The following is a 22,976-nucleotide window of genomic DNA, read 5'->3' as shown; positions in this document are numbered from 1 at the left end:
AGGAGATCGGCAAATGGTCATGAAACTTGAAGCGGATGCCCACACGATCCGGCGTGGCCCGGCGGAGTGGTTCACCGGGACGGTCTGGATGGAACCGATAGGCCAAGCCGAGGCTCCCTCGCGCCTGCATGCCTACCGGGTGACGTTCGAACCCGGTGCCCGGACCGCGTGGCATACCCATCCGGTCGGGCAGATGCTGCATGTCCTGAGCGGCATCGGGCGGGTCCAGCGGCAGGGCGAAGCGCCGATCGAGATCCGGCCCGGTGATTCCGTCTGGATCGCCCCTGGCGAGGTGCACTGGCATGGCGCCGCTCCCGGCCACGCCATGGTCCATCTGGCGCTGCAGGAGGCAGACGACGAGGGCAACACCGCCGCCTGGCTGACCCATGTCAGCGATGCGGACTATCGACAGGCGCCGGCACGAAACTAGGAGAAGCCTGATGTTCGCGATGCAGTACACCATTCCCCTGCCGGCCGACTACGACATGGCGATCATCCGCCGCCGGGTCGCCGAGAAAGGCCATCTGCTCGACGACTTCCCCGGCCTGGGCGTCAAGGCCTACCTGATCCGCGAGCGCGGCGTCGCCGGCGCGGACCGCAACGAATACGCGCCGTTCTACCTGTGGCCACAGATCCAAAGCATCTGGCCGTTCGTGGCCGGCCCCGGCTTCAAGGGCCTGACCGAATCGTTCGGCTGGGTTTCCGTGCGTTCCTGGGCCGGGCTGGATGTTTCGATCCGGCCGGATTTCGACGGCCGCACCATCGTGGCCGCGTCCCGCCAACTCATGCCGGTCGCACCGGCCACCGACCTCGCAGCCCTCCGCCGGGCCGAGGCCGACCGGCAGGCGGAGCTGACCGAACGATCGGACGGCCCGGCCCTCCATGCCGTGGCGCTCGATATCGAACGCTGGCAGCTCGCCCGCTTCGCGCTGTGGACCGGTGAGGACCAGCAGGCAAAGCGTGAGGAATCCGGCGTGCCGATCGAACATTATCGCGCGCTGCACCTGTCGACGCCGGACCTCGGCAGTTTGAAGGCATCGACCGAACCGGCGACTTGAAGGGGCGATTGGCGTTGATGGCAGGCGCCGCCACAGTGCACAGTTGGTATCAGGTTCCGATTACCTGCGGCGGTGCACCATCAGTACGCTTGGACAGATCAAGAGCCTCGCGCTCCATCGCTGGGAGCAATTCAGTTCGCTGACCAAGGTCATCAGCGCACTGACCGCCGTCATCGGGTTCGCCACGGCCGTCGTCACAGCCTATACCGGCGTGTCGGGCTATTTCGGCCACCAAGCCGAAGTCGGCAAGGCCATCGCCGTCGCCGACCGGCAGCTGTCGACGGGCGATTATGCGCAGGCCTGGAAATCGAACGGCAGCGCGCTGCAGATCGCGCCGGGGAACGAGCCGGCGAAACGCCAGCAGCTGACCATCGCGCTGCGCTGGGTCGAGCACGTGACGCTCAATTCGAAGGTCGGCCCGCAATCGTTCGGCGACGTGGTCGAACCGCTGGAGCGGGTCGTCATCCAGAACGAGACCGGCGCCCAGGGCACGGCACTGGCCGATCTCGAAGCGCATGTCGCCTGGTCGCATTTCCTCAGAAGCCGCGATGGCGTCTCCGGCCTCGATATCGCGGGCCAACTCGACGCGGCGCTGCAGGCCGACCCGCAGAACATGTATGCCCACCTCTATCGCGGCTTCTGGATCCTGTGGCAGGGCAAGCCGCTGGCCTCGGCGCGCCCCGACCTGGATGCCGCCCTCACCAGCACCGTCGATCCCGCCTATTCCGACCGCATCGTCATGGTTGCGCTGTTCAACGAACACGCCGACGAAATCCGCGCCGGCGCGATCGACTATACCAATCGGATCCGCAAGAGCGGACGAGACCTGCCGGAGTCGCCGACCCGGGGCGACGTCCTGGCGATCTACGAGGATGGCCTGACCGATCCCGACTTCCTGGCCCGGCTGAGCCAGGTCATCTCTTTCGACGACCATCTCGCCACCCTGGACTGGACCCAGAGCGGCTATATCACCGAGGAGCGCCGGCAGAATGTCGACGCGCTGAAGGGCTATTACCTGGAACGCCAGGGCAAGACGGCCGACGCGCTCGAAGCGTACCGCAGCGTGGTCGCCCGCGCCCCGTCCTACGGCACCGATGCCGGCGACTTCTCCAAAGCCCGGATCCGCGGCCTGACCGCTACCAAGCCCAAGAAATAGCGGGCGTCAGGCCGGCCGGGGCAACCCGACCTCGTCCAGCAGCGCGCCCTGCCGCTGCTCCAGCGCTGCCACGTCGAAATCGCGGATCAGGTCGTGGAACAGCTCGTACCAGTTGAGGTCGGCTTTGAGGCGCATGAACACGGCGCCGAGGCCGATCGCGGCCCGGTCCATGAACACGAACTCGCGCGGCGGCGTGACGCCGCCCAGGCGCTTCAGCTCGCCATGGACCTTCTCGGCGACCTCGCGCCCGAACTCGCCGGTCGCAGCCTCCTGGATGCGGCGCGCGCGGTTCTCCAGCAGCGGCGCATAGAGGAACCGGGCCCACAGGTTGAGCGTATCGATGACCTCGCGGTTCAGGTTCTTGAAGCCCCAGGTCTCGTAGGCATGGATCGCCAGCGCCTCGTCGTCACGCGACAGCGCCCAATAGAGATCGATGACCCCGCCGACGAACCGGGCCGGAAATACCCTGATGCAACCGAAATCCAGCAGGTTGACCGTCTGGTCCGGCCGCACCGCGTAATTGCCCAGATGGGGATCGCCATGGATCACGCCATAGCCGTAGAACGGCCGGTACCAGGCGCGGAACATGTTCATGGCGACGGCGTTGCGCACATCCTGCGGCGCGTCGGCGACGCTCATGACCGGCTCGCCCTCGAGCCAGCTCATGGTCAGGAGCCGGTCGGTCGACAGGTCCGGCACGACGTCGGGCACGTGGACTCCGGTCTCACTGGCCAGCATCCGGCGATAGAGCGCCAGGTGCTTCGCCTCGCGCACATAGTCCAGCTCCTCGCGCAAGCGGGCGGCCAGCTCGGCATGGATCTCGCCGGTCTCGATCGCGCCGTCGTAGCGGCCGTAGAGCGAGAAGATCAGCCGCAGCTGCTTCAGGTCCGCCTCGACTGCCGAGGACATATCCGGATATTGCAGCTTGCAAGCAAGCCGTTGCCCATCCTTGCCCGTGGCGCGATGGACCTGTCCCAGCGAGGCGGCGCGCGCCGCCTCCTTCTCGAACGAGCCGAACTTCGCCTGCCAGTCGGGTCCGAGTTCGCTCGCCATGCGCCGCTTGACGAAAGGCCAGCCCATGGCCGGTGCATTGGCCTGCAGCTGCGACAGTTCCTGGGCATATTCCTTGGGCAGCGCGTCCGGAATGGTCGACAGGATCTGCGCCACCTTCATCAGCGGGCCCTTCAGCCCGCCCAAAGCCTGGGTCAGTTCGGCCGCGTGGCGGCTGCGATCCAGGTCGATGCCCAGGTAGCGTTCACCGGCGAGCCGCGCCGCGAGGCCGCCGACCGCCGTCGAGACCTGGGCATAGCGCTTGACCCGGCCACCCAACGAGTTCCGATCCGACATGTCCCGAACCCCGCCCGCTCAGCCCAACGCTTCCAGCTCGTCGATGAAGCCGCGCAGCACGCCCAGGCCCTTGTCCCAGAATGCCGGCTCGCGCGCGTCGAGGCCGAACGGCTTCAACAGTTCGTGGTGCCGGAGCGTGCCGCCGGCCGAGAGCATGTCCAGGTATTTCTCGGCAAAGCCCTCGGGCGCTGCCTGGTACGCGGCATAGAGCGAATTCACCAGGCAATCGCCGAAGGCATAGGCATAGACGTAGAACGGCGTATGGATGAAATGCGGGATCGAGCTCCAATAGGTGCCGTAGCCCGGCTGCCAGTCGAACGCGGGCCCGAGGCTCTCGACCTGGATTTCGAGCCAGATCGCGTTCAGCCGCTCCGGCAGCAGTTCGCCGGCGCGCCGCTCGTCATGGACCCGCCGCTCGAACTCGCAGAAGGCGATCTGGCGGATCGCCGTGTTGAGCATGTCCTCGACCTTGCGGGCGAGCAGCGCCTTGCGCGTCGCCGGGTCGCGTTCCGACGCCAGCAGCTTGCGGAAGGTCAGCATCTCGCCGAACACCGACGCGGTCTCGGCCAGGGTCAGCGGCGTGTCGGCCATCAGTGCACCCTGGCGCGCGGCCAGCACCTGGTGCACGCCATGGCCCAACTCGTGGGCGAGCGTCATCACGTCGCGCGCGTTGCCCATGTAGTTCATCAGGATATAGGGATGGGCCGAGGGCACGGTCGGATGCGAGAAGGCGCCGGAATCCTTGCCCGGACGCGGTGCGGCATCGATCCAGCGTTCGGTGAAGAAGCGCTCGCCGATCACCGCCAGCTTGGGCGAGAAGGCGCGGTAGGAATCGAGCACGATCTGGCGCGCCTCGGTCCAGGGGATGTTCCGCTGGGGTGCGCCCGGCAGCGGCGCGTTGCGATCCCAATATTCCAGCTTGTCGAGGCCGAGCCAGCGCGCCTTCATCCGGTAATAGCGGTGCGAAAGGCTGGGGTAGCTTTCCTTGACCGCATGGACGAGCGCATCGACGACCTCGTCCTCGACGAAGTTCGACAGGTTGCGGGCCGAGATCGGCCGGGCGAAATTGCGCCAGCGATCCTCGATCTCCTTGTCCTTGGCCAGCGTGTTGGTGATGAGTGCGAACGTGCGCGCGGCGCCGCCCAGCACGGTCGCAACGCTTTCCGACCCCTCCTGGCGCCTGGCGCGGTCCGGATCGAACATCAGGTGCATCGCCTCGGCGATGGTCAGGTCCTTGCCGCCGACCGGGAAGCGCAGGTCGGTCACGGTCTCGTCGAACAGCCGGCCCCAGGCGGCGCGGCCGGCGACGTATTTCTCGTGCAGCAGCTTCTCGATCTCGTCAGACAGCTGATGCGGCCGGAACGCGCGCACATCGCGCAGCCACGCGGCGTAATGCGCCAGCGCCGGCGTCCTGAGCTTCGCGTCGAGATCGGCATCGTCGATGCGATTGAGCTCGAGCGTGAAGAACAGCAAGCGGACCGACGCCGCGTTCACCCGCTCCTGCAGAGTCTGGTAGAATTGCGCGACCTTGGAATCGTCCATGGCGCCGGCAAAGGCAAGACCGCCGAAGCTCATCAGCCGGCCCAACGTATCCTGCATCCGCTCGTAGGCGACGATCGCGGCCGCGAGCGCGGGGCCGGACAGGCCCGCGACCGTGCCTTCATAGTTCTTCGCAAAACCCTCGGCCTCCGCATCGACCCGCTTCAGGTCGGTTGCCACGGCCGGGGAGTCGATGCCGTCGTAGAGATCGGCCAGGTTCCAGTTCGGCAGGACACCCAGCGCGGCGGTAACGGTGGCGGTGTCGGCGGCGGAACGGGTCGACGAACGGGGCATGACAACTCCTGGCAACGAGACTGCCCGGATATATGGTGCAACCCGGACGTCCGCCAACCGCTTTCCCGCCGGCCATGCCGCCGCAGGGGTTGGAAGCCGGCGGCCGCAAGGTTATAGAAGAACCGCAAGACCAAGGTCGGCCCTTGTCGCGAGGGCCGAGCCGACAAGCGGAACGGAGTCCGCGCACAAGGTCGAGGAAACGAGCTTCCGATGATTGAAAGCGATTGGCCGAACCTGCCCGCGATGTTCCTGCATTGGGCGGCGCGGAAGGGGGATCGCCCGTTCCTGTGGGTCCGCAAGGACAAGGATTGGGTCGCGCTCAGCTGGGCGGAAGTCGAGCGGCGGGTGCGGCGGCTGGCGTCGGGGCTCACCGCCCTGGGCATCCGCGCCGGCGACCGGGTCGCCCTCGTCGCCGAGAACCGGCCGGAATGGGCGATCGCGGATCTGGCGATCATGGCGGCGGGGGCCGTCACCGTGCCCGCCTACACCACCTTCACGACCGAAGATTATCGCCACGTCTTCGCGAACAGCGGCGCCAAGGCGCTGATCCTGTCGTCGAACGCGCTGGCCCAGCGCGTGCTGCCGGCGGCCGATCAGCTGTCCTATCTGAAAACCATCATCTCGCTCGAACCGCTGAAGGGCCAGGCCAACGCCGACGTCTATCTGTGGGACGATGTCATGGCGATGGGCACGAACGCGCCCGACCGGGTCGACGAGGTGGCGGGCGTGCTGGGCCCCGACGATACCGCCTGCCTGATCTACACTTCGGGCACCGGCGGCGTGCCCAAGGCGGTCATGCAGACCCATCGCAACGTCATGCACAACGGCAAGGGCGCCCGCAAGCTGCTCGACGACGATTTCGGGCTGGGCGACGAGGTATTCCTGTCGTTCCTGCCGCTGACCCACGCCTATGAGCATTCCGCCGGCCTGTGGTTCCCGATCATGATCGGCGCCGAGATCTATTATGCCGGCGGGCCCGAGACGCTCGCGACCGAGATGCCGGAGGTGCGCCCGACCATCATGACCGCGGTGCCACGCCTGTTCGAGATGCTGCACAAGCGCATCGCACAAGCGGCCGAACGCAGCGGCGGCATGAAGACGAAGCTGTTCCGCCTGGCCTGCGACCTGGGCATCAAGCGTTACAAGAACCCTTCGAGCCTGACGCTCAAGGATCGAGCGCTGGATCTGGTCGTCGATCGGTTGGTGCGGCGCAAGGTGCGCCAGCGCTTCGGCGGACGTCTCAAGGCCTTCGTCTCCGGAGGGGCACCGCTTAACCAGGAGGTGGGCCTGTTCTTCCTGGCGCTCGGTATCAACCTGATGCAGGGCTATGGGCAGACCGAGGCCGGACCGGTGATTTCGGCTAATCCGCCCAGGCGCATCAAAGTCGACTCGGTCGGACCGCCCTTGCTGGGGGTCGAGGTCAAGATCGCCGAGGATGGCGAGATCCTGGTCAAGGGCGCCAACGTGATGAAGGGCTATTGGCAGGATCCGGAGGCGACCGACCGGGCGCTGAAGGACGGCTGGCTGCATACCGGCGACGTCGGCGAATTCGATGCCGACGGCTATCTGAAGATCACCGACCGCAAGCGCGACTTCATCAAGAACTCCGGCGGGGAGATGATCTCGCCCCAGCGCATCGAGGGCTACCTGTCGCTGGAAGAGGGCGTCGGCCAGGTCATGGTCTATGGCGACAAGCGCCCCTATCTGGTGGCGCTGATCGTGCCCGACGACGCGCTGCTGCGCGATACGCGCAGCGAAACCGACCCGGCGGCGCGCCAGGCCCGGCTCCAGCAGGAGATCCAGGTCCGGGTCGCCAAGGTGAACAAGATGCTGAACGCCCCCGAACGCATCCGCCGCTTCGCGGTGGTCGAGGAAGCCTTCTCGGTCGCCAACGGCCAGATGACCCCGACGCTCAAGATCAAGCGCCACGCCATCAGATCGATCCATGGCGCGCTGCTGGAAAGCCTGTACGACAAAGCGAGCTGAGATTCTTGCCCTCATTCCCGCGCAGGCCGCAATCCAGCAAGAGCCGCGTCCGGCGGCGACAAGAGTCTCTATTTCCGCGCTGCCGTAACGAGCTGGATTCTCGCCTGCGCGGGAATGACGGCCTGTGATGATAAGTTCGCCGCCAATGTCCCGATCACGATTTCCCGCAGTCTCGCATGCGCCGGGGTCAACGCCCGCCCGCCGTCGTGCAGACAGAGATCGAGCGTCGGGGCCGGCGGCAGGCCATCGATGGCCGCGATGCCCGCCGGCAGGCCCGCGGCGGTGCGCAGCGTCACGCCCAGGCCCGCCTCGACCGCGGCCCAGAGGCCGTGAAGGCTGGTGCTGGTGAAGGCGACACGCCAGGGCAGACCGGCCTGATCGAGCGCCGCCAGAGCCGCCTGTCGGAAGAAACAGGGCGCCTCGTAAAGTGCCAGCGGGATCGGCTCCCCCTCGACCGGGCGCCAATCATCCGACGCGGGACCGAGCCACACCATCGGCAGCGTCGCCAACCGCTCGGCATCGGCGCGCGCGCCATTGGCCATGGCCAGGACCAGATCCAACTCGCCCCGGTCCAACCGTTCGAGCAGCCGCCGGTTCCCGTCGACGACCGCCTCGACCCGGACTGCCGGATGGGCCCGCTTGAAACGGCCGAGCGCGGTCGGCAGCCAGGTCTCGGCGAAATCGGCGGGCAGGCCGAAGCGCACCACGCCTTCGATCGCCCGGCCGCGTAGCGCACCCACCGCCTCGTCGTTGAGGTCGAGGATGCGATGGGCATAGGCCAGCACGATGTCGCCGGCCTCGGTCGGCACCAGCCCGCGCCCCTGCTTGCGGAACAAAGGCTCGCCGACCTGTTCCTCCAGCTTGCGGATCTGCTGGCTGACCGCCGACTGCGACCGGCCGATCCGGCCGGCGGCCCGGTTGAAGCCGCCCAGCTGCTGGGCCATCACCAGGGTGCGCAGGATGTCGATATCAAGGTTGATGCGATACATCGTTCAGTTTATCGAATTTGAACGATAAGAACTATCGTATTTTCTTACATGTTGCGATGCCTATTTTCCGGAGGGTCGACCTCATCCGGGACCCTGCGCCATGAATCCCCTGACCGTCCGGCTCTATGCCGCCACGATCGCGACCGCCAAGATCGGCACCGGCTTCTTCTTCCTGATCAATACCTGGCTGATCATCGACATCACCGGCCGGCCGTCGAGTGCTGCGATCACCCTGGTGATGACCATCCTGCCGAGCCTGCTGCTGTCGCCGATCATCGGCCTGGCGGTCGACCGGGGCTGGCCGGCCCGGCTCGCCTACCGGGCCGAGCTGCTGCGCTGGCTGGTGCTGATCGCCTATGGCGCGCTCTACGGCACGGGGCATGCGACCGAGGGGATCGGCTATGCCGTCAGTTTCCTGATCGCGCTCGGCAACGAGATCCAGGTGTTGTCGTGGCGCGCGGCGCTGATCCGGGCGGTGCCGTCCGACCAGATGCTGCGGCTCAATGCCCTGACCTCGGTCGGTGGCCAGTCCGGGCAGATCCTGGGTGCCGCCGCCTCCGGCATCGTCCTGGCCGCCATCGGTCCGGTCGCGACCGTGACGCTCGCCAGCACGACCTATCTGGCGGCCGCCCTGCTCGGCTTTCTCGTCTCGCGCCGGCTCGCCTCGCAGGATCCGCCGCGCGATGGGCTGGAACGCGGCCCGCGCCGGCATCTGCGCGACCTGCGCGCCGGCCTCGGCCATATCGCCCAGCGTCCGGAAATCGCGTTCTTCTATGGCCTGATCCTGGCGAACCTGACGGTGATCTTCAGCATCAACGGCATGCTGGCGCCGTTCGTGCGCGAGGAGTTGAACCTGGGCGCCGAAGCCTTCGGCAAGATCGACGCGGGCTATGCCGCCGGTGCGATCGCGAGCGGGCTGCTCATCGCGCGCCTTGCCAAACGGTTCGGCCAGCGGCGGATCCTGCTGCTGGGCTTCACTGCCATGGCCACGAGTCTGATCGCCTTCGCGAACTGCCAGAGCCTGGCGGCCGCCTTCGTGACCTACGTCGGGCTCGGCATCAGCTTCCAGACCTCGGTGCTGGCACTGAGCCTGGCCCAGCAGGCGACGGACCCCGCCTTCCAGGGCCGCGTCAACGCGACCTTCAACATGCTGAACGGCCTGGCCGGCCTGATCATCTACGCCATCGTCGCGCTCAGCGCCGGTCATCACCTCTACCGCCAGCTCTATCTGGCGCAGGCCTGCATCGTGCTGGCGATCGTGCCGATCCTGCTCGTCGCCGGACGCCGCGGGCGGATCGGCCGGTTGCTGACGCCGTCGACCCCCTCCCCCACCCTCGCCCAGGAGCTTCCCGCCTCATGACCCCGTTCAACATCCTGAAGGCCGTCGCGCTCGGCCTGTGTCTGTCGATCCCGACCGCCCGCGCCGATGCGCCGCCGTTCCTGGTCGGCACCTGGTCCGTCGTCCGGGTCGATAATGTCCTGCCGGATGGAACCCATGTCGCGCTCTACGGCCCGCATCCCGAAGGCCTGCTGATCTTCGATGCCGGCGGACGCTATTCGCTGCAGTTGCTGCGGGCCGCGCGAACCCGGTTCGCCGCAAACGACAAGAGCCAGGGCACGCCCGCCGAACTCAAGGCGGCGGTCGAGGGCAGCAATGCCCATTTCGGCCATTACACGATCGACCCGGCGCACACCATCCGCTTCGAGATCGACCATGCCTCGTTTCCCAACTGGGACGGCACGGTCCAGCTTCGCAATTTCACGCTCGTCGGCGACCGGCTGACCTATGTCGTGCCCAGCCCGACGACGGACCGGGCGGCGACCGGCGAGGTCGAATGGCAAAGACTGCCCTGATCGATTGTAATAAAATTACCGTGTTTGGCACGTTCTTCGTCGCTTATACGCGTGTCGGCAACAGAGACCGGCGGTTCGTTGCGTTCTTTGGCGATGCAAGCAAGTTCGTTGAGCACAGGGGTCGCTTGGATTAACTTTTTCGCATGCTGGCACCGCGATGTACGGACCGGCGCGAGGGGATTCAGGCGATGGCTTTGGCGGCGGTCACACTCGACGACAAGTATACGCTCGAACGCGGGCGCATCTACTTGAACGGCGTCCAAGCCCTCGCCCGCCTGCCGATGATGCAGCGTCAGCGCGACCTCGCCGCCGGACTCGAAACCGGCTGCTTCATTTCGGGCTATCGCGGCTCGCCGCTGGGTGGGCTCGACCAGACGCTCTGGTCGGCGCGCGAACACCTGAAGCGCGACCATGTGTTCTTCCAGCCCGGCATCAACGAGGATCTGGCCGCGACCGCCGTCTGGGGCAGCCAGCAGGTCAACATGTTCGAGGGCGCCAAGTACGACGGCGTCTTCGCCATGTGGTACGGCAAGGGACCCGGTGTCGACCGGTCGGGCGACGTGTTCAAGCATGGCAATGCCGCCGGCACCGCGCCCCACGGTGGCGTGCTGCTGCTGGCCGGCGACGACCATGCGTGCAAGTCATCGACCCTGCCCCACCAATCCGAATATGCCTTCATCGATGCTCAGATCCCGGTGCTGAACCCTTCGGGCGTACAGGAGATCCTCGACTACGGGCTCTATGGCTGGGCCATGTCGCGCTTCTCCGGCGCCTGGATCGGCATGAAGACGATCGGCGAGACGGTCGACAGCTCGGCCTCGGTCCATGTGGCGCCCGAGCGGGTGCGCATCGTGCTGCCCGACGATTTCGACATGCCGCACGGCGGACTGAACATCCGCTGGCCCGACCTGCCGATGGACCAGGAATACCGCCTGGCCCGGTTCAAGATCCCGGCGGCACTGGCGTTCGCCCGGGCCAATCGCCTCGACCATACGGTCATCGACAGCCCGAAGCGGCGCTTCGGCATCGTGACTACCGGCAAATCCTACCTCGACGTGCGCCAGGCCCTGGAAGATCTGGGCATCGACGACACTCAAGCCGCCGAGATCGGCATCACGGTCTACAAGGTCGGCATGAGCTGGCCGCTCGAGCCGGTCGGCATTCGCCGCTTCGCCGAAGGCCTGGAAGAAATCCTGGTCGTCGAGGAAAAGCGCGGGGTCATCGAGGGGCAGCTCAAGGAACAGCTGTATAATATGCCCGACGGCGTGCGGCCCCGCGTGCTAGGCAAGTTCGACGAGGCACAGGACTGGATCCTGCCATCGATCGCCGAACTGTCGCCGGCGATGATCGCCAAGGTCATCGCCAAGCGGATCGCGCGGTTTCACCCGAGCGAACGGATCCAGGACCGGCTGAAGTTCCTCGTCGCCAAGGAAGACCAGCACGACCGGCTCGTGCCCGGCCTGGCGCGCACGCCCTTCTTCTGCTCCGGCTGCCCGCACAACAGCTCGACCCGGGTGCCGGAAGGCAGCCGCGCCGTCGCCGGCATCGGCTGCCACTACATGGCGATCTGGATGCCGGAGCGCACGACCTCGACCTTCACCCAGATGGGCGGCGAGGGCACGCCCTGGATCGGTCAGGCCCCGTTCACCGAGACGCAGCATATCTTCGCCAACCTGGGCGACGGTACCTACAATCACTCGGGTATCCTGGCGATCCGCGCCGCAGTCGCGGCCAAGGTCAACATCACCTACAAGATCCTGTTCAACGATGCGGTCGCCATGACCGGCGGCCAGACCCACGACGGCGGCGACCTGACCGTGCCGATGATCGCGCGCCAGGTGGTGGCCGAGGGTGCAAAGCATCTGGTCGTCGTCACCGACGATCTCGGCCGGTACGAGACCAACGTCGGCCTGCCCGCGCACACCAACGTCTATCACCGCGAAAAACTGGACGAGGTGCAGCGCGAACTGCGCGAAATGCCGGGCGTGACCGTGCTGATCTACGACCAGACCTGCGCCGCCGAGAAGCGCCGCCGGCGCAAGCGCGGCAAGATGGTCGACCCGCAGAAGCGCGTGTTCATCAACGACGCGGTGTGCGAAGGCTGCGGCGACTGCTCCAAGACCTCGAACTGCCTGTCGGTCGTGCCGGTCGAAACGGAACTGGGCACCAAGCGCGAGATCGACCAGTCGTCTTGCAACAAGGACTTCTCCTGCGTCAACGGCTTCTGCCCCAGTTTCGTGACCGTTCTGGGCGGCGGCCTGCGCAAGAACAAGGCGTCGGCCGTCGATGCAGACGGATTCGGCCCGCTGCCGGTGCCGGCCCTGCCGTCACTCGACGATCCCTACGGCATTCTGGTGACCGGCGTCGGCGGCACCGGCGTGGTCACGGTCGGCGCGCTGCTGGGCATGGCGGCCCATCTCGAAGGCCGCGGCGTGTCTGTGCTCGACATGACCGGCCTCGCCCAGAAGGGCGGCGCCGTCTATAGCCATATCCGCATCGCCCGGACACCGGAGGATATCGCCGCGGTGCGCATCGCCGCCGGCGGCGCCGACCTGCTGCTGGGCTGCGACTTCCTGGTGGCGGCCTCGATCGACAGCCTGTCCAAGGTCCAGAAGGGCACCACGCGCGCCTTCGTCAGCCGGGCCGAGACGATCGTCGGCAGCTTCACCCAGAACCCGGACCTGAAATTCCCGACCGACCAGACCCGTCAGGCCCTGATCGACGGCGTCGGCGCCGATGCCGTCGAGTTCCTCGACGCCGCCCGGCTGGCGGTGGCCCTGCTCGGCGACTCGATCGCCGCCAACCTGTTCGTGCTGGGCTACGCCTGGCAGAAGGGCACCATCCCGGTCAGCGCCGAGGCGATCGACAAGGCGATCGAACTGAATGCCGTCGCGGTCGAGTTCAACAAGAAGTCGTTCCTGTGGGGCCGCCGGGCGGCGGTCGACCTGGCCGCGGTCGAGGCGGTCGCGACACCGAAGCGGGCCGCCACCGGCAGCCGCCGACTGAGCGAGAGCCTGGACGAGATCATCGACCGGCGCGCCCGGGAACTGGTCGCCTATCAGAATGCCGCCTATGCCGAACGATACCTGTCGCTGGTCGGGCGCATGCGCCAGGCCGAGATCGAGCGCACGCCCGGCCGCAGCGGCCTCGTCGAGGCGGTCGCGCGCAACCTGCACAAGCTGATGGCCTACAAGGACGAATACGAGGTCGCCCGGCTCTATAGCGACGGCGAATTCCTGCAGAAGCTCAGCGACCGGTTCGACGGCGACTACAAACTGCAATTCCACCTGGCACCGCCGATGCTGGCCGACCGGGATCCGACCACCGGGCACCTGAAGAAGCGGGTCTATGGTCCCTGGATGCTGAAGGCATTCGGCCTGCTCGCCCATTTCAAGGGTCTGCGCGGCACCGCCTGGGACCTGTTCGGCCGCACCGAGGAGCGGCGGACCGAGCGCCGGCTGATCGGCGAGTACGTTGCCGTCCTCGAAGAAATCCTGAGCCGTCTCAGCCAGGACAATTACGAGACGGCGGTCGAGTTGGCGCGCATTCCACACCGCATCCGCGGCTTCGGCCACGTCAAGGAAACGAACCTGGCCGAGGCCAAGAAGACCGAGGCGGCGCTGCTCGCCGCGTTCCGCAGCCCCGCGGCGATTTCGGTCGCGGCGGAATAGCAGCGAATCCCTGTGCGAACAGGTTTGCGGCGTTACTTCCGGTAGGACGGTAGAGGGTCGTTTCGCCGCAGCGTCGGTTCCCGGCTGCGCCGAAACGACAGATTGCGCTAAACAACGCATCAGATACGCACCAAACTAACGCGCGTTCGGCGGATTTCCCCTGAACGCGCGAAATTCGTTGCACTAGAAACCGTGACAGGGAATCTTCACGGCAAAGAACGACCGCAAATGCGGCCCTTGAGAGGATAATCATGCTTCGCACGCGCGCCTTCGGCTTTGGCATGGCGGTCGCCCTGCTGTCCACGACTGCCCCCCTAGCCTGGGCCCAGGAGCTGGCCGAGAACCAGGTGCTCCGCCTCGGCAACGGTTCCGAGCCGCAGACGCTCGATCCGCAGATCTCCGAGAACACCCAGGACAGCCATCTCGAGCGCGACCTCTACGAAGGCCTCGTGATCATCGACAAGGACGGCAAGGTGACGCCGGCCCAGGCCGAGAGCTGGACCGTGAGCCCCGACGGCCTGACCTACAGCTTCAAGCTGCGCGCCGGGCTCAAATGGTCCGACGGCACGCCGCTGACGGCCGAGGATTTCGTCTATAGCTGGCGGCGCGCGGTCGATCCGGCGACCGGCTCGAAATATTCGTTCCTCTACTATCCGATCAAGAATGCCGAGGACATCGCGACCGCCGTCAACAAGGACGTGAAGTCGCTGGGCGTGCGCGCGCCCGATCCGCAGACCTTCGAGGTGACTCTGAAGTCGCCGACCGGCTATTTCGTGCGGCTGATCAGCCACGCGCGCTTCCTGCCGGTCAACCGGGCCTCGATCGAGAAATACGGCAACCAGTTCACGCGCGCGGGCAATCTGGTGACCAACGGCGCCTTCATGCTGAAGGAATGGACGCCGCAGTCGCGCATCGTCGCGGTCAAGAACCCGAACTATTGGGATGCCGCCAGCGTCAAGCTGAGCGAAGTCGACTATTATCCGATCGAGAACCAGAACGAGGAGCTGAAGCGCTACCGCGCCGGCGAGCTGGACGTGACCAACGAGGTGCCGTCCGACCAGGTCGACTTCATCCGCAAGGAGCTGCCGGGCGAGCTCACGATCGTCCCCTATCTGGGCTCCTATTACATGGGCTTCAATCTCGAGCAGCCGCCGTTCAAGGGCAATCTGAAGCTGCGCGAGGCGCTGAGCATGGTGATCGACCGCGAGGCGATCGTGGCCAAGATCACCAAGACCGGCGAGCAGCCCGCCTATAGCTGGGTGCCGCCCGGCATCGCCGGCTACCAGCCGCAATATGTCGACTGGAAGGACATGCCGATGCCGGCGCGCATCGCCAAGGCCAAGGAGCTGTACAAGGAAGCGGGCTACGGTCCCGACAAGCCGCTCAACCTCGAGATCATGTACAATACCAGCGAAAACCATAAGAAGATCATGATCGCCATCGCGGCCATGATGAAGCAGGCGCTGGGCGTGAACGTCACCCTGGTCAATCAGGAATTCAAAGTGTTCCTGGAGACCCGCAAGGAAAAGAAGGTGACGCAGCTGTTCCGCGCCGGCTGGATCGCCGACTATGCCGATCCCAACACCTTCGCCGAACTGCTGCAGTCCGATGCCGGCCTGAACGACATGGGTTACAACAACCCGGAATATGACAAGCTTGTGAAGACCGCCGCCTTGACGGTCGATCCGGAAAAGCGGATCCAGATGTTGCAGGATGCCGAGAAGCTGGTCGTGCACGATCTGCCGATGATGCCAATCTACGACTATGTGAACAAACGCATGATCAAGCCGTACGTCAAAGGCTTCGACTTGAATACGCTTGGCTATTTCTATTCGAAGAACGTGTCTATCGCGAAGCACTGAGGCGTGACGGGGGCCGGTGTCTTGGACATCGGCCCGATCCTCCTGAACCGGATACGAAATCGACATGTTTTCATTTGTCGCCAAACGTCTTTTGGGGGCGGTGCCGACGCTGTTCGTGATCATCACGATCGCGTTCTTCATGATTCGCCTGGCACCCGGCGGCCCGTTCGACAGCGAGCGCGCCGTGCCGGCCGAGATCCAGGAGAACCTGAACCGCGTCTATCACCTGGACCAGCCGCTGATCGGGCAATATTGGCTCTATCTGAAGAGCGTGCTCGAAGGCAATTTCGGCCCGTCCTTCTCGTACAAGGACTATAGCGTCACCGAACTGATCTGGGCGGGCTTCCCGGTCTCGATGGAGTTGGGCCTGACCGCCGTGTTCCTGGCCGTGATCATCGGCGGCGGCCTGGGCGCGCTCGCAGCGCTCAAGCAGAACCGCACGGCCGACTATACGATCATGACCGCGGCCATGACCGGCATCACCATCCCGAATTTCGTCATGGCCCCGCTCCTGACCCTGGTGCTGGGCGTGTATCTGCGCGTGCTGCCGGTCGGTGGCTGGGGCAACGGGCACGAGCTCAAGTACAAGATCCTGCCGGTGGTGGCGCTGGCCTTGCCGCAGATCGCCTATGTCTCGCGCCTGACGCGCGGCAGCATGATCGAGGTGCTGCGCTCCAACTTCATCCGCACCGCCCGGGCCAAAGGCCTGTCGGAATGGCTGACCGTGACGCGCCACGCGGCACGCGCCGCCTTCCTGCCGGTCGTCTCGTATCTGGGTCCCGCCTGCGCCGGCATCATCACCGGCTCCGTCGTGATCGAGCAGATCTTCTCGATCCCGGGCATCGGCCGCTACTTCATCCAGGGCGCGCTCAATCGCGACTATACGCTGGTGATGGGCGTGGTGATCTTCTACGGCGTGCTGATCATTCTCTTCAACCTGCTCGTGGACGTGCTGTACGGCGTCCTCGATCCCAAGCTGGCACATCGCTAGGAGGGGCCGTCCATGTCCGTCACCCCGTTCGACGCCGCGAGCGTCACCATGCCGGCCGAAGGCACCAGCCTGTGGAAGAGCGCCCGCCGCCGGCTGGTGCGCAATCGCGCCGCCATGGGTGGCCTGATCGTGCTGACCATCATCGCAGCCCTCGCCATCCTCGCGCCCTATATCTCCGCCCACGCCATGGACGACATCTCGTGGGAGAACATCGGCACGCCGCCCGACTGGGCCAGCGGCTATTACTTCGGCACGGATTCGAACGGGCGCGACCTGTTCGCCCGCACGCTGTACGGCGCGCGCGTCTCGCTGATGGTCGGCATCCTGGCCTCGATCGTCAGCCTGGTGATCGGCGTCATCTACGGCGCGGTCGCGGGCTACCTGGGCGGCACGGTCGACAACGTGATGATGCGCATCGTCGACATCCTCTATTCCCTGCCCTTCATGTTCTTCGTCATCCTGCTGACCGTGTTCTTCGGCCGGAACATCCTGCTGATCTTTGTCGCGATCGGTGCGGTGCAGTGGCTCGACATGGCCCGCATCGTGCGCGGCCAGACCATGGCATTGAAGCACCGGGAATTCATCGAGGCGGCACATGCCTTCGGCGCGTCCAGCACCGCGATCGTGCGCCGGCACATCATCCCGAACATCCTGGGTCCGGTGATGGTGTTCGTCACCCTGACCGTGCCGCAGGTCATCCTGCTCGAAAGCTTCCTGTCGTTCCTGGGCCTGGGCGTGCAGGAGCCGATGACGAGCTGGGGCGTGCTGATCAGCGACGGTGCCCGCGAAATGGAGACGGCACCCTGGTCGCTGCTGTTTCCCGCAACCTTCCTCGCCGTCACCCTGTTCGCCCTCAATTTCCTCGGCGACGGCCTACGCGACGCCCTCGACCCCAAGGACCGCTGATGACCGCAAGCCAAGACCTGCCGGCCTGGAAGACCGGTCACCAGGGCCCGCTCCTGGTGGTCGACCAGTTGGAAACCCGCTTTGCCACGCCCGACGGCTCCGTCTCCGCCGTGAACGGCGTCAGCTTCACCGTGGACAAGGGCGAGACGATCGGCATCGTCGGCGAGTCCGGCTCGGGCAAGAGCCAGGTGCTGATGTCGATCATGGGGCTGCTGCCCCACAACGGGACGTCGACCGGCAGCGTCCAGTTCGATGGGCGCGAGATCCTGGGCCTGCGCCGGGAAGAACTGAACAAGATCCGCGGCACGCAGATGGCGATGATCTTCCAGGATCCGATGACGGCGCTGAACCCGTACCTGACGGTCGGCCGCCAGTTGACCGAGGTGCTGACGTTCCACCAGAGCATGAACCCGGCGCTCGCACGCGAGCAGGCGCGCGAGGTGCTGGAGCAGGTGCATATCCCGGAACCGGGCAAGCGGCTCGACATGTATCCGCATGAGCTGTCGGGCGGCATGCGCCAGCGCGTCATGATCGCCATGGGCATGCTGTGCCGGCCGGACCTGCTGATCGCCGATGAGCCGACCACCGCGCTCGACGTCACGATCCAGGCCGAGATCCTGGACCTGCTGGCCGAGCAGCAGGCCGTCACCGGCACCGCGATCATCCTGGTCACCCACGACCTGGGCGTGGTCGCAGGATTGTGCGACCGGGTCATGGTCATGTATGGCGGCCGGATCGTCGAGCAGGGTCCGGTACGCGACATCTTCTACGACCCGCAGCATCCCTATACGCGCGCCCTGCTGTTGTCGATGCCGCGGCTCGACGACGACCTGTCGGGCGACCTGCCGACCATCGCCGGCCAGCCGCCGAACCTCGCCCGTATGCCGCCAGGCTGCGCCTTCGCGCCGCGCTGCGGCTTCGCCTCCGACCAATGCCGGATCTCGGTGCCGCCGCTGCGCGAGATTGCGCCCGGCCGTGCCAAAGCCTGCACGCTCGACCGGCTGGTCGCGTGAGAGAGACCATGTCCCTGCCCCATTCCGCCCCGCTGCTGAGCGTCCGCGACCTCAAGGTCCATTTCCCGGTCAAGAGCGACCTGTTTGCCGAAAAGCGCGTGGTGAAGGCGGTCGACGGCGTCAGTTTCGACCTCTATCCCGGCGAGACGCTGGGCATCGTCGGCGAATCCGGCTGCGGCAAGTCGACCCTCGGCCGCGCCGTGCTGAAGCTGATCCCCTCGACCGCCGGCAAGGTGGTCTGGCTGGGCCGTGCGCTCGAAGACGCCTCCAAGGCCGATCAGCGGGCCTTGCGCCGCGACATGCAGATCATCTTCCAGGATCCGTTGGCGGCGCTCGATCCGCGCATGACGGTCGGCGCCATCGTGGCCGAACCGCTCGACACGTTCGAGCCGGGCATGGCCGAGCAGGCGAAACGGGGTCGCGTCGTCGAGGCGATGGAACGGGTCGGCCTGCCGTCGCATCTGATCAACCGCTATCCGCACGAATTTTCCGGCGGCCAGTGCCAGCGCATCGGCATCGCCCGGGCGCTGATCCTCCGGCCGAAGCTGCTGGTGTGCGACGAGCCGGTCTCCGCCCTCGACGTCTCGATCCAGGCGCAGATCGTCAACCTGTTGCGCAAGCTGCAAGCCGAGGAGAACCTGGCGCTGATCTTCATCTCGCACAATCTGTCGGTCGTACGCCGGATCAGCGCCCGGGTCATGGTGCTGTACCTGGGCAAGATCGCCGAGCTGGCCGACCGCGACGAGATCTATCGCAACCCACGCCATCCCTATACCCAGGCACTGCTGTCGGCGGTGCCGATCGCGGATCCGGACAAGGAGCGCGCGAAGAAGCGCGTCTCGCTGACCGGCGACCTGCCGTCGCCGATCGACCCGCCGTCAGGCTGCGTGTTCCGCACGCGCTGCCCGATCGTGATCGAGAAATGCCACACGATCATGCCGGCGCTGGAGCCGGTGACCGACAGCCACACCGTGTCGTGCCATCGCTGGCGCGAGGCGATCGAGTTGCTGATGGAGTGACCGTGACCGAGACCGCCTTGCAGTATGAGGTGGTATTGGGCTAACGTTCAACGTGTAATCGATGGGGCCGACCTTACGGTGATGGGGTCTATGATGCTGGGACGCTCGGTGGCGATAGTGATCGCCGCGCTTGGTTTGCTGGCCTCCGCCGCCAAGGCGGACATCATCACCGGAACCTATTCCGGCACGCTCGCATCGGGCAGCGTCGACAGCTTGGGCATCTTCGCCGCCCACGGCACCAACCTGTCCGGCATGCAGTTCTCCGGCGGCTTCACCATCGATACCGCTGAAACCGGTCCTGCCGTGTCGTGCTCGACCACCCAGCCGTGCGAACGGGTGAAGGGGGCAAGCCCGTCTTCCTCCATGACCCTGATCATCGACGGCACGACATTCGTCGTCGCCGGCAACTTCAGCGCCGCGGCCCTCGTCTCGGAAAATACCGGTACTGCCGTCACCACTTACCAGACGGTGGCGCAGAACAGTTTGAGCGGCAAGACCCTGTCCGGACTGTTCAAGGATCCCGCCCTGCTGGGCTCTCCTGCCGCCTTGCTGGACGACGCCAACCTCAGCGGTGCAGCCCAGAGCGCAAAATTCACGGTCATCGTCGGCGGATCCAACCTCGAGCAGTTTTCGGTGGCGAACTACGCCCTGAAGGTCGTCGACGACCAGGCGACCTCGGTGCCGGAACCATCTGCGTGGGCGATGGTACTGGGCGGCATGGCGATGCTGCTGTGCTTGGCGCGTACCGGACCGCGGAAGACCGCTCGGGCCTGATCGCGGCACCGCTTCCTCAGGATTGCCGGCCGTCTAGTGGCGGACGTTGTACATGTCGATGTGGGTCCCGACGTAATAGACCAGCAGCGCGAAGCCGATCAGCACCACGGCGGCCAGGCCGATCGTGGTCTGGCGCCGGCCGCTCGACCCGTCGCGCGCCTTGATGCGGGCTTCGCGGCGCTCTTCGTACAGGATGGCCGGCCGCGGCTTCGGCGGCGGTTTGTGGGCCCATATCACCCGCGGATGGATGCTGTTGGTCAGTGCGTCGTGCAATTCGCCCACGACGCGGATCGGCACCTCGTCGCGATACTGGCCGATCAGGGCGATGGCTTCCAGCACCGCGCCCTCGCGATCTTCGACGGCATGGGTGACCTGCCATTCCGCGTCGATCCGGACCTGGACCTCGAAAGTCGCGGACAGCCGTTTCTTGTAGGGCTCCGGCATTTCTCGAATGATCTCCGCCGGTCCTGCCGATGCACGTGCAGATCAGGGCCTGCCTTGAAATATGCGACCAGCCGGACTCTCGCGCAATAAGTTCATGGCGCGATGGCGCCGGTGCAGGGGCTATGGTGCCGAGATCGGCTGGCGCGCCTTCCGGGCTTGAGGCATTCTCCAAACACCGGCGTCGGAGGCGGGTGCGCTTGTCTTGTCCGGCGAGGATTATTTGTATACGAACAATATCCGCCTGAGGGAGTACGCCATGTCCACCGCCCCCGTCCTGGGAACCGAGGCCAAGAAGTCGAGCCAACCTGCTTTCGACTGGGCCGACCCGTTGCTGCTGGGCGAGAGCCTGACCGAGGACGAGCGGCTGATCGAGGATGCGGCCCGCAGCTTCTGTCGGGACCGGCTGCAGCCGCGTGTGCAGAAGATGTTCCGCGATGAAAGCTTCGATCCTGCCATCTTCACCGAGATGGGCGAGATGGGCTTCCTGGGCTCGACCATCGACGGCTATGGCTGCGCCGGCACCAACTACGTCAGCTACGGCATCATCGCGCGCGAGATCGAGCGGGTCGACAGCGGCTTCCGGTCGATGGCGAGCGTGCAGTCCTCGCTCGTCATGTACCCGATCCACGCCTTCGGCACCGAGGCGCAGCGACAGAAATACCTGCCCAAGTTGGCGACGGGCGAATGGATCGGCTGCTTCGGCCTGACCGAGCCCGACCATGGTTCGGACCCGGGCAGCATGGTGACCCGCGCGCGCAAGGTCGACGGCGGCTATTCGGTGTCCGGCGCCAAGATGTGGATCACCAATTCGCCGGTGGCCACAGTCTTCGTCGTGTGGGCCAAGACCGACGACGGCGTCATCCGCGGCTTCGTGCTGGAAAAGGGCATGAAGGGCCTGTCGGCACCGAAGATCGAGGGCAAGTTCTCGCTGCGCGCCTCGGTCACGGGCGAGATCGTCATGGACGAGGTGTTCGTGCCGGACGAGAACCTGCTGCCGAACGTGTCGGGCCTCAAGGGACCGTTCTCCTGCCTCAACAATGCGCGCTACGGTATCGCCTGGGGCGCGCTCGGTGCCGCCGAAGCCTGCTGGCATGCTGCCCGCAGCTACACGATGGACCGCAAGCAGTTCGGCCGGCCGCTCGCCGCCAACCAACTGATTCAGAAAAAGCTGGTCGACATGCAGACCGAGATCACGCTTGGCCTCCATGCCTGCCTGCGGCTGGGCCGGTTGAAGGACGAAGGCCGCGCGGCGCCGGAAATGATCTCGTTGCTGAAGCGAAACAATTGCGGCAAGGCGCTGGACATCGCCCGCGTCGCCCGCGACATGCATGGCGGCAATGGTGTCTCGGATGAGTATGGCGTGATCCGCCATGTGTTGAACCTGGAGGCGGTCAACACCTACGAGGGCACGCACGACGTGCACGCGCTGATCCTCGGCCGGGCCCAGACCGGCATCGCCGCCTTTTCGTAAGCGACGTTCGCCCTTGTGCATCGGCGTGTTTTCCGGAACACGGCGATGCCAGGTGATGAAAAATTTCGTCCAGCGGAATTTTTGAGCAATTGCGCGGCGCGCCCGCGGCAATCGCTCATAAATCCTGCATCAGCAAACATCGTCGTTAAACGACAAGGAACCCGTCTTCGCGCCGCGCGTAAGGTCGAGCGCGGATTCCAATGCATTACCAGGTCTGGCACGGATCTTGATTGTTGCGACGCAACATGACCGTTTCGTGGCAGAGCGGCTGGGTCTTCGAGCCCCCATTTCTCGCCATCGGAAGCAGCCTTTGACAGGGACTGCCGTATCGACCGACTGAGCAGGAAACTGGGAGAACGAGATGAAGATCCGGAAATGGAGCGGTCATTGGATCGCGCTTGGCTTGATGGCCATGGCGCTCGCGGCACCGGCGCTGGCGCAGGATGCGGCCCCCGCGGTGGCGGCGGCGGCGGGTGCGGCGGCACCGAAGCTCGATTCGGGCGATACGGCCTGGATGCTGACCTCGACCGCCCTCGTGCTGATGATGACGATCCCGGGCCTGGCGCTGTTCTACGGCGGCATGGTCCGCAAGATGAACGTGC

General features: G+C 65.8%; 18 protein-coding genes and 1 pseudogene. 15 read left to right on the top strand and 4 right to left on the bottom strand.

What is annotated here, in order from left to right; genetic code table 11:
- The first annotated feature begins 19 nt into the window (after window positions 1–19).
- Genes VGV37_RS24690 through VGV37_RS24680 form a run of 3 tightly spaced genes read left to right on the top strand, consistent with a single transcriptional unit; the run spans window position 20 to window position 2,214 of the window.
- Window positions 20–430: a (R)-mandelonitrile lyase gene (locus tag VGV37_RS24690; RefSeq protein WP_326882451.1), complete on the top strand. Its 411-nt coding sequence runs from the start codon at window positions 20–22 to the stop codon at window positions 428–430.
- A gap of 10 nt (window positions 431–440) precedes the next feature.
- A complete protein-coding gene (locus VGV37_RS24685; protein ID WP_326882450.1) occupies window positions 441–1,058 on the top strand; it encodes a DUF4865 family protein in 618 nt (205 codons plus the stop codon).
- Between the two features lie 43 nt (window positions 1,059–1,101).
- Window positions 1,102–2,214: a hypothetical protein gene (locus VGV37_RS24680; protein ID WP_326882449.1), complete on the top strand. Its 1,113-nt coding sequence runs from the start codon at window positions 1,102–1,104 to the stop codon at window positions 2,212–2,214.
- Between the two features lie 6 nt (window positions 2,215–2,220).
- On the opposite strand, the gene VGV37_RS24675 is transcribed toward VGV37_RS24680, so the two are convergent.
- The gene (locus VGV37_RS24675; RefSeq protein ID WP_326882448.1) at window positions 2,221–3,561 is read right to left on the bottom strand and encodes an AarF/ABC1/UbiB kinase family protein; all 1,341 of its coding nucleotides are present in this window, start codon (window positions 3,559–3,561) and stop codon (window positions 2,221–2,223) included.
- Between the two features lie 18 nt (window positions 3,562–3,579).
- Window positions 3,580–5,394 carry a M3 family oligoendopeptidase gene (locus tag VGV37_RS24670; RefSeq protein ID WP_326882447.1) on the bottom strand — a complete coding sequence of 605 codons (1,815 nt, stop codon included), beginning with the start codon at window positions 5,392–5,394 and terminating at the stop codon, window positions 3,580–3,582.
- A gap of 210 nt (window positions 5,395–5,604) precedes the next feature.
- Here VGV37_RS24670 and VGV37_RS24665 point away from each other — a divergent pair, with 210 nt between their 5' ends.
- Window positions 5,605–7,380: a long-chain fatty acid--CoA ligase gene (locus VGV37_RS24665; protein ID WP_326882446.1), complete on the top strand. Its 1,776-nt coding sequence runs from the start codon at window positions 5,605–5,607 to the stop codon at window positions 7,378–7,380.
- 68 nt (window positions 7,381–7,448) lie between these two features.
- Here the strand turns inward: VGV37_RS24665 and VGV37_RS24660 are convergent, their stop codons facing one another.
- Window positions 7,449–8,369 carry a LysR substrate-binding domain-containing protein gene (locus VGV37_RS24660; RefSeq protein WP_326882445.1) on the bottom strand — a complete coding sequence of 307 codons (921 nt, stop codon included), beginning with the start codon at window positions 8,367–8,369 and terminating at the stop codon, window positions 7,449–7,451.
- A gap of 100 nt (window positions 8,370–8,469) precedes the next feature.
- Here VGV37_RS24660 and VGV37_RS24655 point away from each other — a divergent pair, with 100 nt between their 5' ends.
- The 9 genes from VGV37_RS24655 to VGV37_RS24615 all read left to right on the top strand — a co-directional run bounded on the left by VGV37_RS24655 (window position 8,470) and on the right by VGV37_RS24615 (window position 20,459).
- Window positions 8,470–9,729 carry an MFS transporter gene (locus tag VGV37_RS24655; RefSeq protein WP_326882444.1) on the top strand — a complete coding sequence of 420 codons (1,260 nt, stop codon included), beginning with the start codon at window positions 8,470–8,472 and terminating at the stop codon, window positions 9,727–9,729.
- Window positions 9,726–10,223: a lipocalin-like domain-containing protein gene (locus VGV37_RS24650; RefSeq protein WP_326882443.1), complete on the top strand. Its 498-nt coding sequence runs from the start codon at window positions 9,726–9,728 to the stop codon at window positions 10,221–10,223. The genes VGV37_RS24655 and VGV37_RS24650 overlap by 4 nt, the downstream gene beginning before the upstream one ends.
- 188 nt (window positions 10,224–10,411) lie before the next feature.
- Window positions 10,412–13,894, top strand: coding sequence for an indolepyruvate ferredoxin oxidoreductase family protein (locus VGV37_RS24645; RefSeq protein WP_326882442.1), 3,483 nt, complete (start codon window positions 10,412–10,414; stop codon window positions 13,892–13,894).
- Window positions 13,895–14,145: 251 nt separating this feature from the next.
- Entirely contained in the window at window positions 14,146–15,756 is a 1,611-nt protein-coding gene (locus tag VGV37_RS24640) for a peptide ABC transporter substrate-binding protein (protein ID WP_326882441.1), read from the top strand.
- A 64-nt stretch (window positions 15,757–15,820) separates the two neighbouring features.
- Window positions 15,821–16,747 (top strand): oligopeptide ABC transporter permease OppB, encoded by a 927-nt coding sequence (oppB, locus tag VGV37_RS24635; protein ID WP_326882440.1) that lies wholly within the window; start codon window positions 15,821–15,823, stop codon window positions 16,745–16,747.
- 12 nt (window positions 16,748–16,759) lie between these two features.
- Window positions 16,760–17,653, top strand: coding sequence for an ABC transporter permease subunit (locus VGV37_RS24630; protein ID WP_326882439.1), 894 nt, complete (start codon window positions 16,760–16,762; stop codon window positions 17,651–17,653).
- Window positions 17,653–18,666 carry an ABC transporter ATP-binding protein gene (locus VGV37_RS24625; protein ID WP_326882438.1) on the top strand — a complete coding sequence of 338 codons (1,014 nt, stop codon included), beginning with the start codon at window positions 17,653–17,655 and terminating at the stop codon, window positions 18,664–18,666. The genes VGV37_RS24630 and VGV37_RS24625 overlap by 1 nt, the downstream gene beginning before the upstream one ends.
- A gap of 8 nt (window positions 18,667–18,674) precedes the next feature.
- The gene (locus VGV37_RS24620) at window positions 18,675–19,685 is read left to right on the top strand and encodes an oligopeptide/dipeptide ABC transporter ATP-binding protein (protein ID WP_326882437.1); all 1,011 of its coding nucleotides are present in this window, start codon (window positions 18,675–18,677) and stop codon (window positions 19,683–19,685) included.
- A gap of 108 nt (window positions 19,686–19,793) precedes the next feature.
- The gene (locus tag VGV37_RS24615) at window positions 19,794–20,459 is read left to right on the top strand and encodes a hypothetical protein (RefSeq protein ID WP_326882436.1); all 666 of its coding nucleotides are present in this window, start codon (window positions 19,794–19,796) and stop codon (window positions 20,457–20,459) included.
- Window positions 20,460–20,492: 33 nt separating this feature from the next.
- On the opposite strand, the gene VGV37_RS24610 is transcribed toward VGV37_RS24615, so the two are convergent.
- Window positions 20,493–20,903: a hypothetical protein gene (locus tag VGV37_RS24610; RefSeq protein WP_326882435.1), complete on the bottom strand. Its 411-nt coding sequence runs from the start codon at window positions 20,901–20,903 to the stop codon at window positions 20,493–20,495.
- A gap of 256 nt (window positions 20,904–21,159) precedes the next feature.
- On the opposite strand from VGV37_RS24610, the gene VGV37_RS24605 reads away from it, so the two are divergent.
- Window positions 21,160–22,374 (top strand): acyl-CoA dehydrogenase, encoded by a 1,215-nt coding sequence (locus VGV37_RS24605; RefSeq protein WP_326882434.1) that lies wholly within the window; start codon window positions 21,160–21,162, stop codon window positions 22,372–22,374.
- A 361-nt stretch (window positions 22,375–22,735) separates the two neighbouring features.
- Window positions 22,736–22,976, top strand: a pseudogene (locus tag VGV37_RS24600) (hypothetical protein); the annotation flags it as partial.

This window comes from Aliidongia sp., from assembly GCF_035943795.1.
In the GTDB taxonomy this organism is placed as follows: domain Bacteria; phylum Pseudomonadota; class Alphaproteobacteria; order ATCC43930; family CGMCC-115725; genus Aliidongia.
Note: the sequence above shows the minus strand (reverse complement) of the source record. Positions and strands in the feature narration are given on the sequence as shown.

Coding starts and splice junctions, on each gene's coding strand:
- VGV37_RS24690 (WP_326882451.1), top strand. CDS start 20: ATGAAACTTGAAGCGGATGCCCACACGATCCGGCGTGGCCCGGCGGAG.
- VGV37_RS24685 (WP_326882450.1), top strand. CDS start 441: ATGTTCGCGATGCAGTACACCATTCCCCTGCCGGCCGACTACGACATG.
- VGV37_RS24675 (WP_326882448.1), bottom strand. CDS start 3,561: ATGTCGGATCGGAACTCGTTGGGTGGCCGGGTCAAGCGCTATGCCCAG.
- VGV37_RS24670 (WP_326882447.1), bottom strand. CDS start 5,394: ATGCCCCGTTCGTCGACCCGTTCCGCCGCCGACACCGCCACCGTTACC.
- VGV37_RS24665 (WP_326882446.1), top strand. CDS start 5,605: ATGATTGAAAGCGATTGGCCGAACCTGCCCGCGATGTTCCTGCATTGG.
- VGV37_RS24660 (WP_326882445.1), bottom strand. CDS start 8,369: ATGTATCGCATCAACCTTGATATCGACATCCTGCGCACCCTGGTGATG.
- VGV37_RS24655 (WP_326882444.1), top strand. CDS start 8,470: ATGAATCCCCTGACCGTCCGGCTCTATGCCGCCACGATCGCGACCGCC.
- VGV37_RS24650 (WP_326882443.1), top strand. CDS start 9,726: ATGACCCCGTTCAACATCCTGAAGGCCGTCGCGCTCGGCCTGTGTCTG.
- VGV37_RS24645 (WP_326882442.1), top strand. CDS start 10,412: ATGGCTTTGGCGGCGGTCACACTCGACGACAAGTATACGCTCGAACGC.
- VGV37_RS24640 (WP_326882441.1), top strand. CDS start 14,146: ATGCTTCGCACGCGCGCCTTCGGCTTTGGCATGGCGGTCGCCCTGCTG.
- oppB (WP_326882440.1), top strand. CDS start 15,821: ATGTTTTCATTTGTCGCCAAACGTCTTTTGGGGGCGGTGCCGACGCTG.
- VGV37_RS24630 (WP_326882439.1), top strand. CDS start 16,760: ATGTCCGTCACCCCGTTCGACGCCGCGAGCGTCACCATGCCGGCCGAA.
- VGV37_RS24625 (WP_326882438.1), top strand. CDS start 17,653: ATGACCGCAAGCCAAGACCTGCCGGCCTGGAAGACCGGTCACCAGGGC.
- VGV37_RS24620 (WP_326882437.1), top strand. CDS start 18,675: ATGTCCCTGCCCCATTCCGCCCCGCTGCTGAGCGTCCGCGACCTCAAG.
- VGV37_RS24610 (WP_326882435.1), bottom strand. CDS start 20,903: ATGCCGGAGCCCTACAAGAAACGGCTGTCCGCGACTTTCGAGGTCCAG.
- VGV37_RS24605 (WP_326882434.1), top strand. CDS start 21,160: ATGTCCACCGCCCCCGTCCTGGGAACCGAGGCCAAGAAGTCGAGCCAA.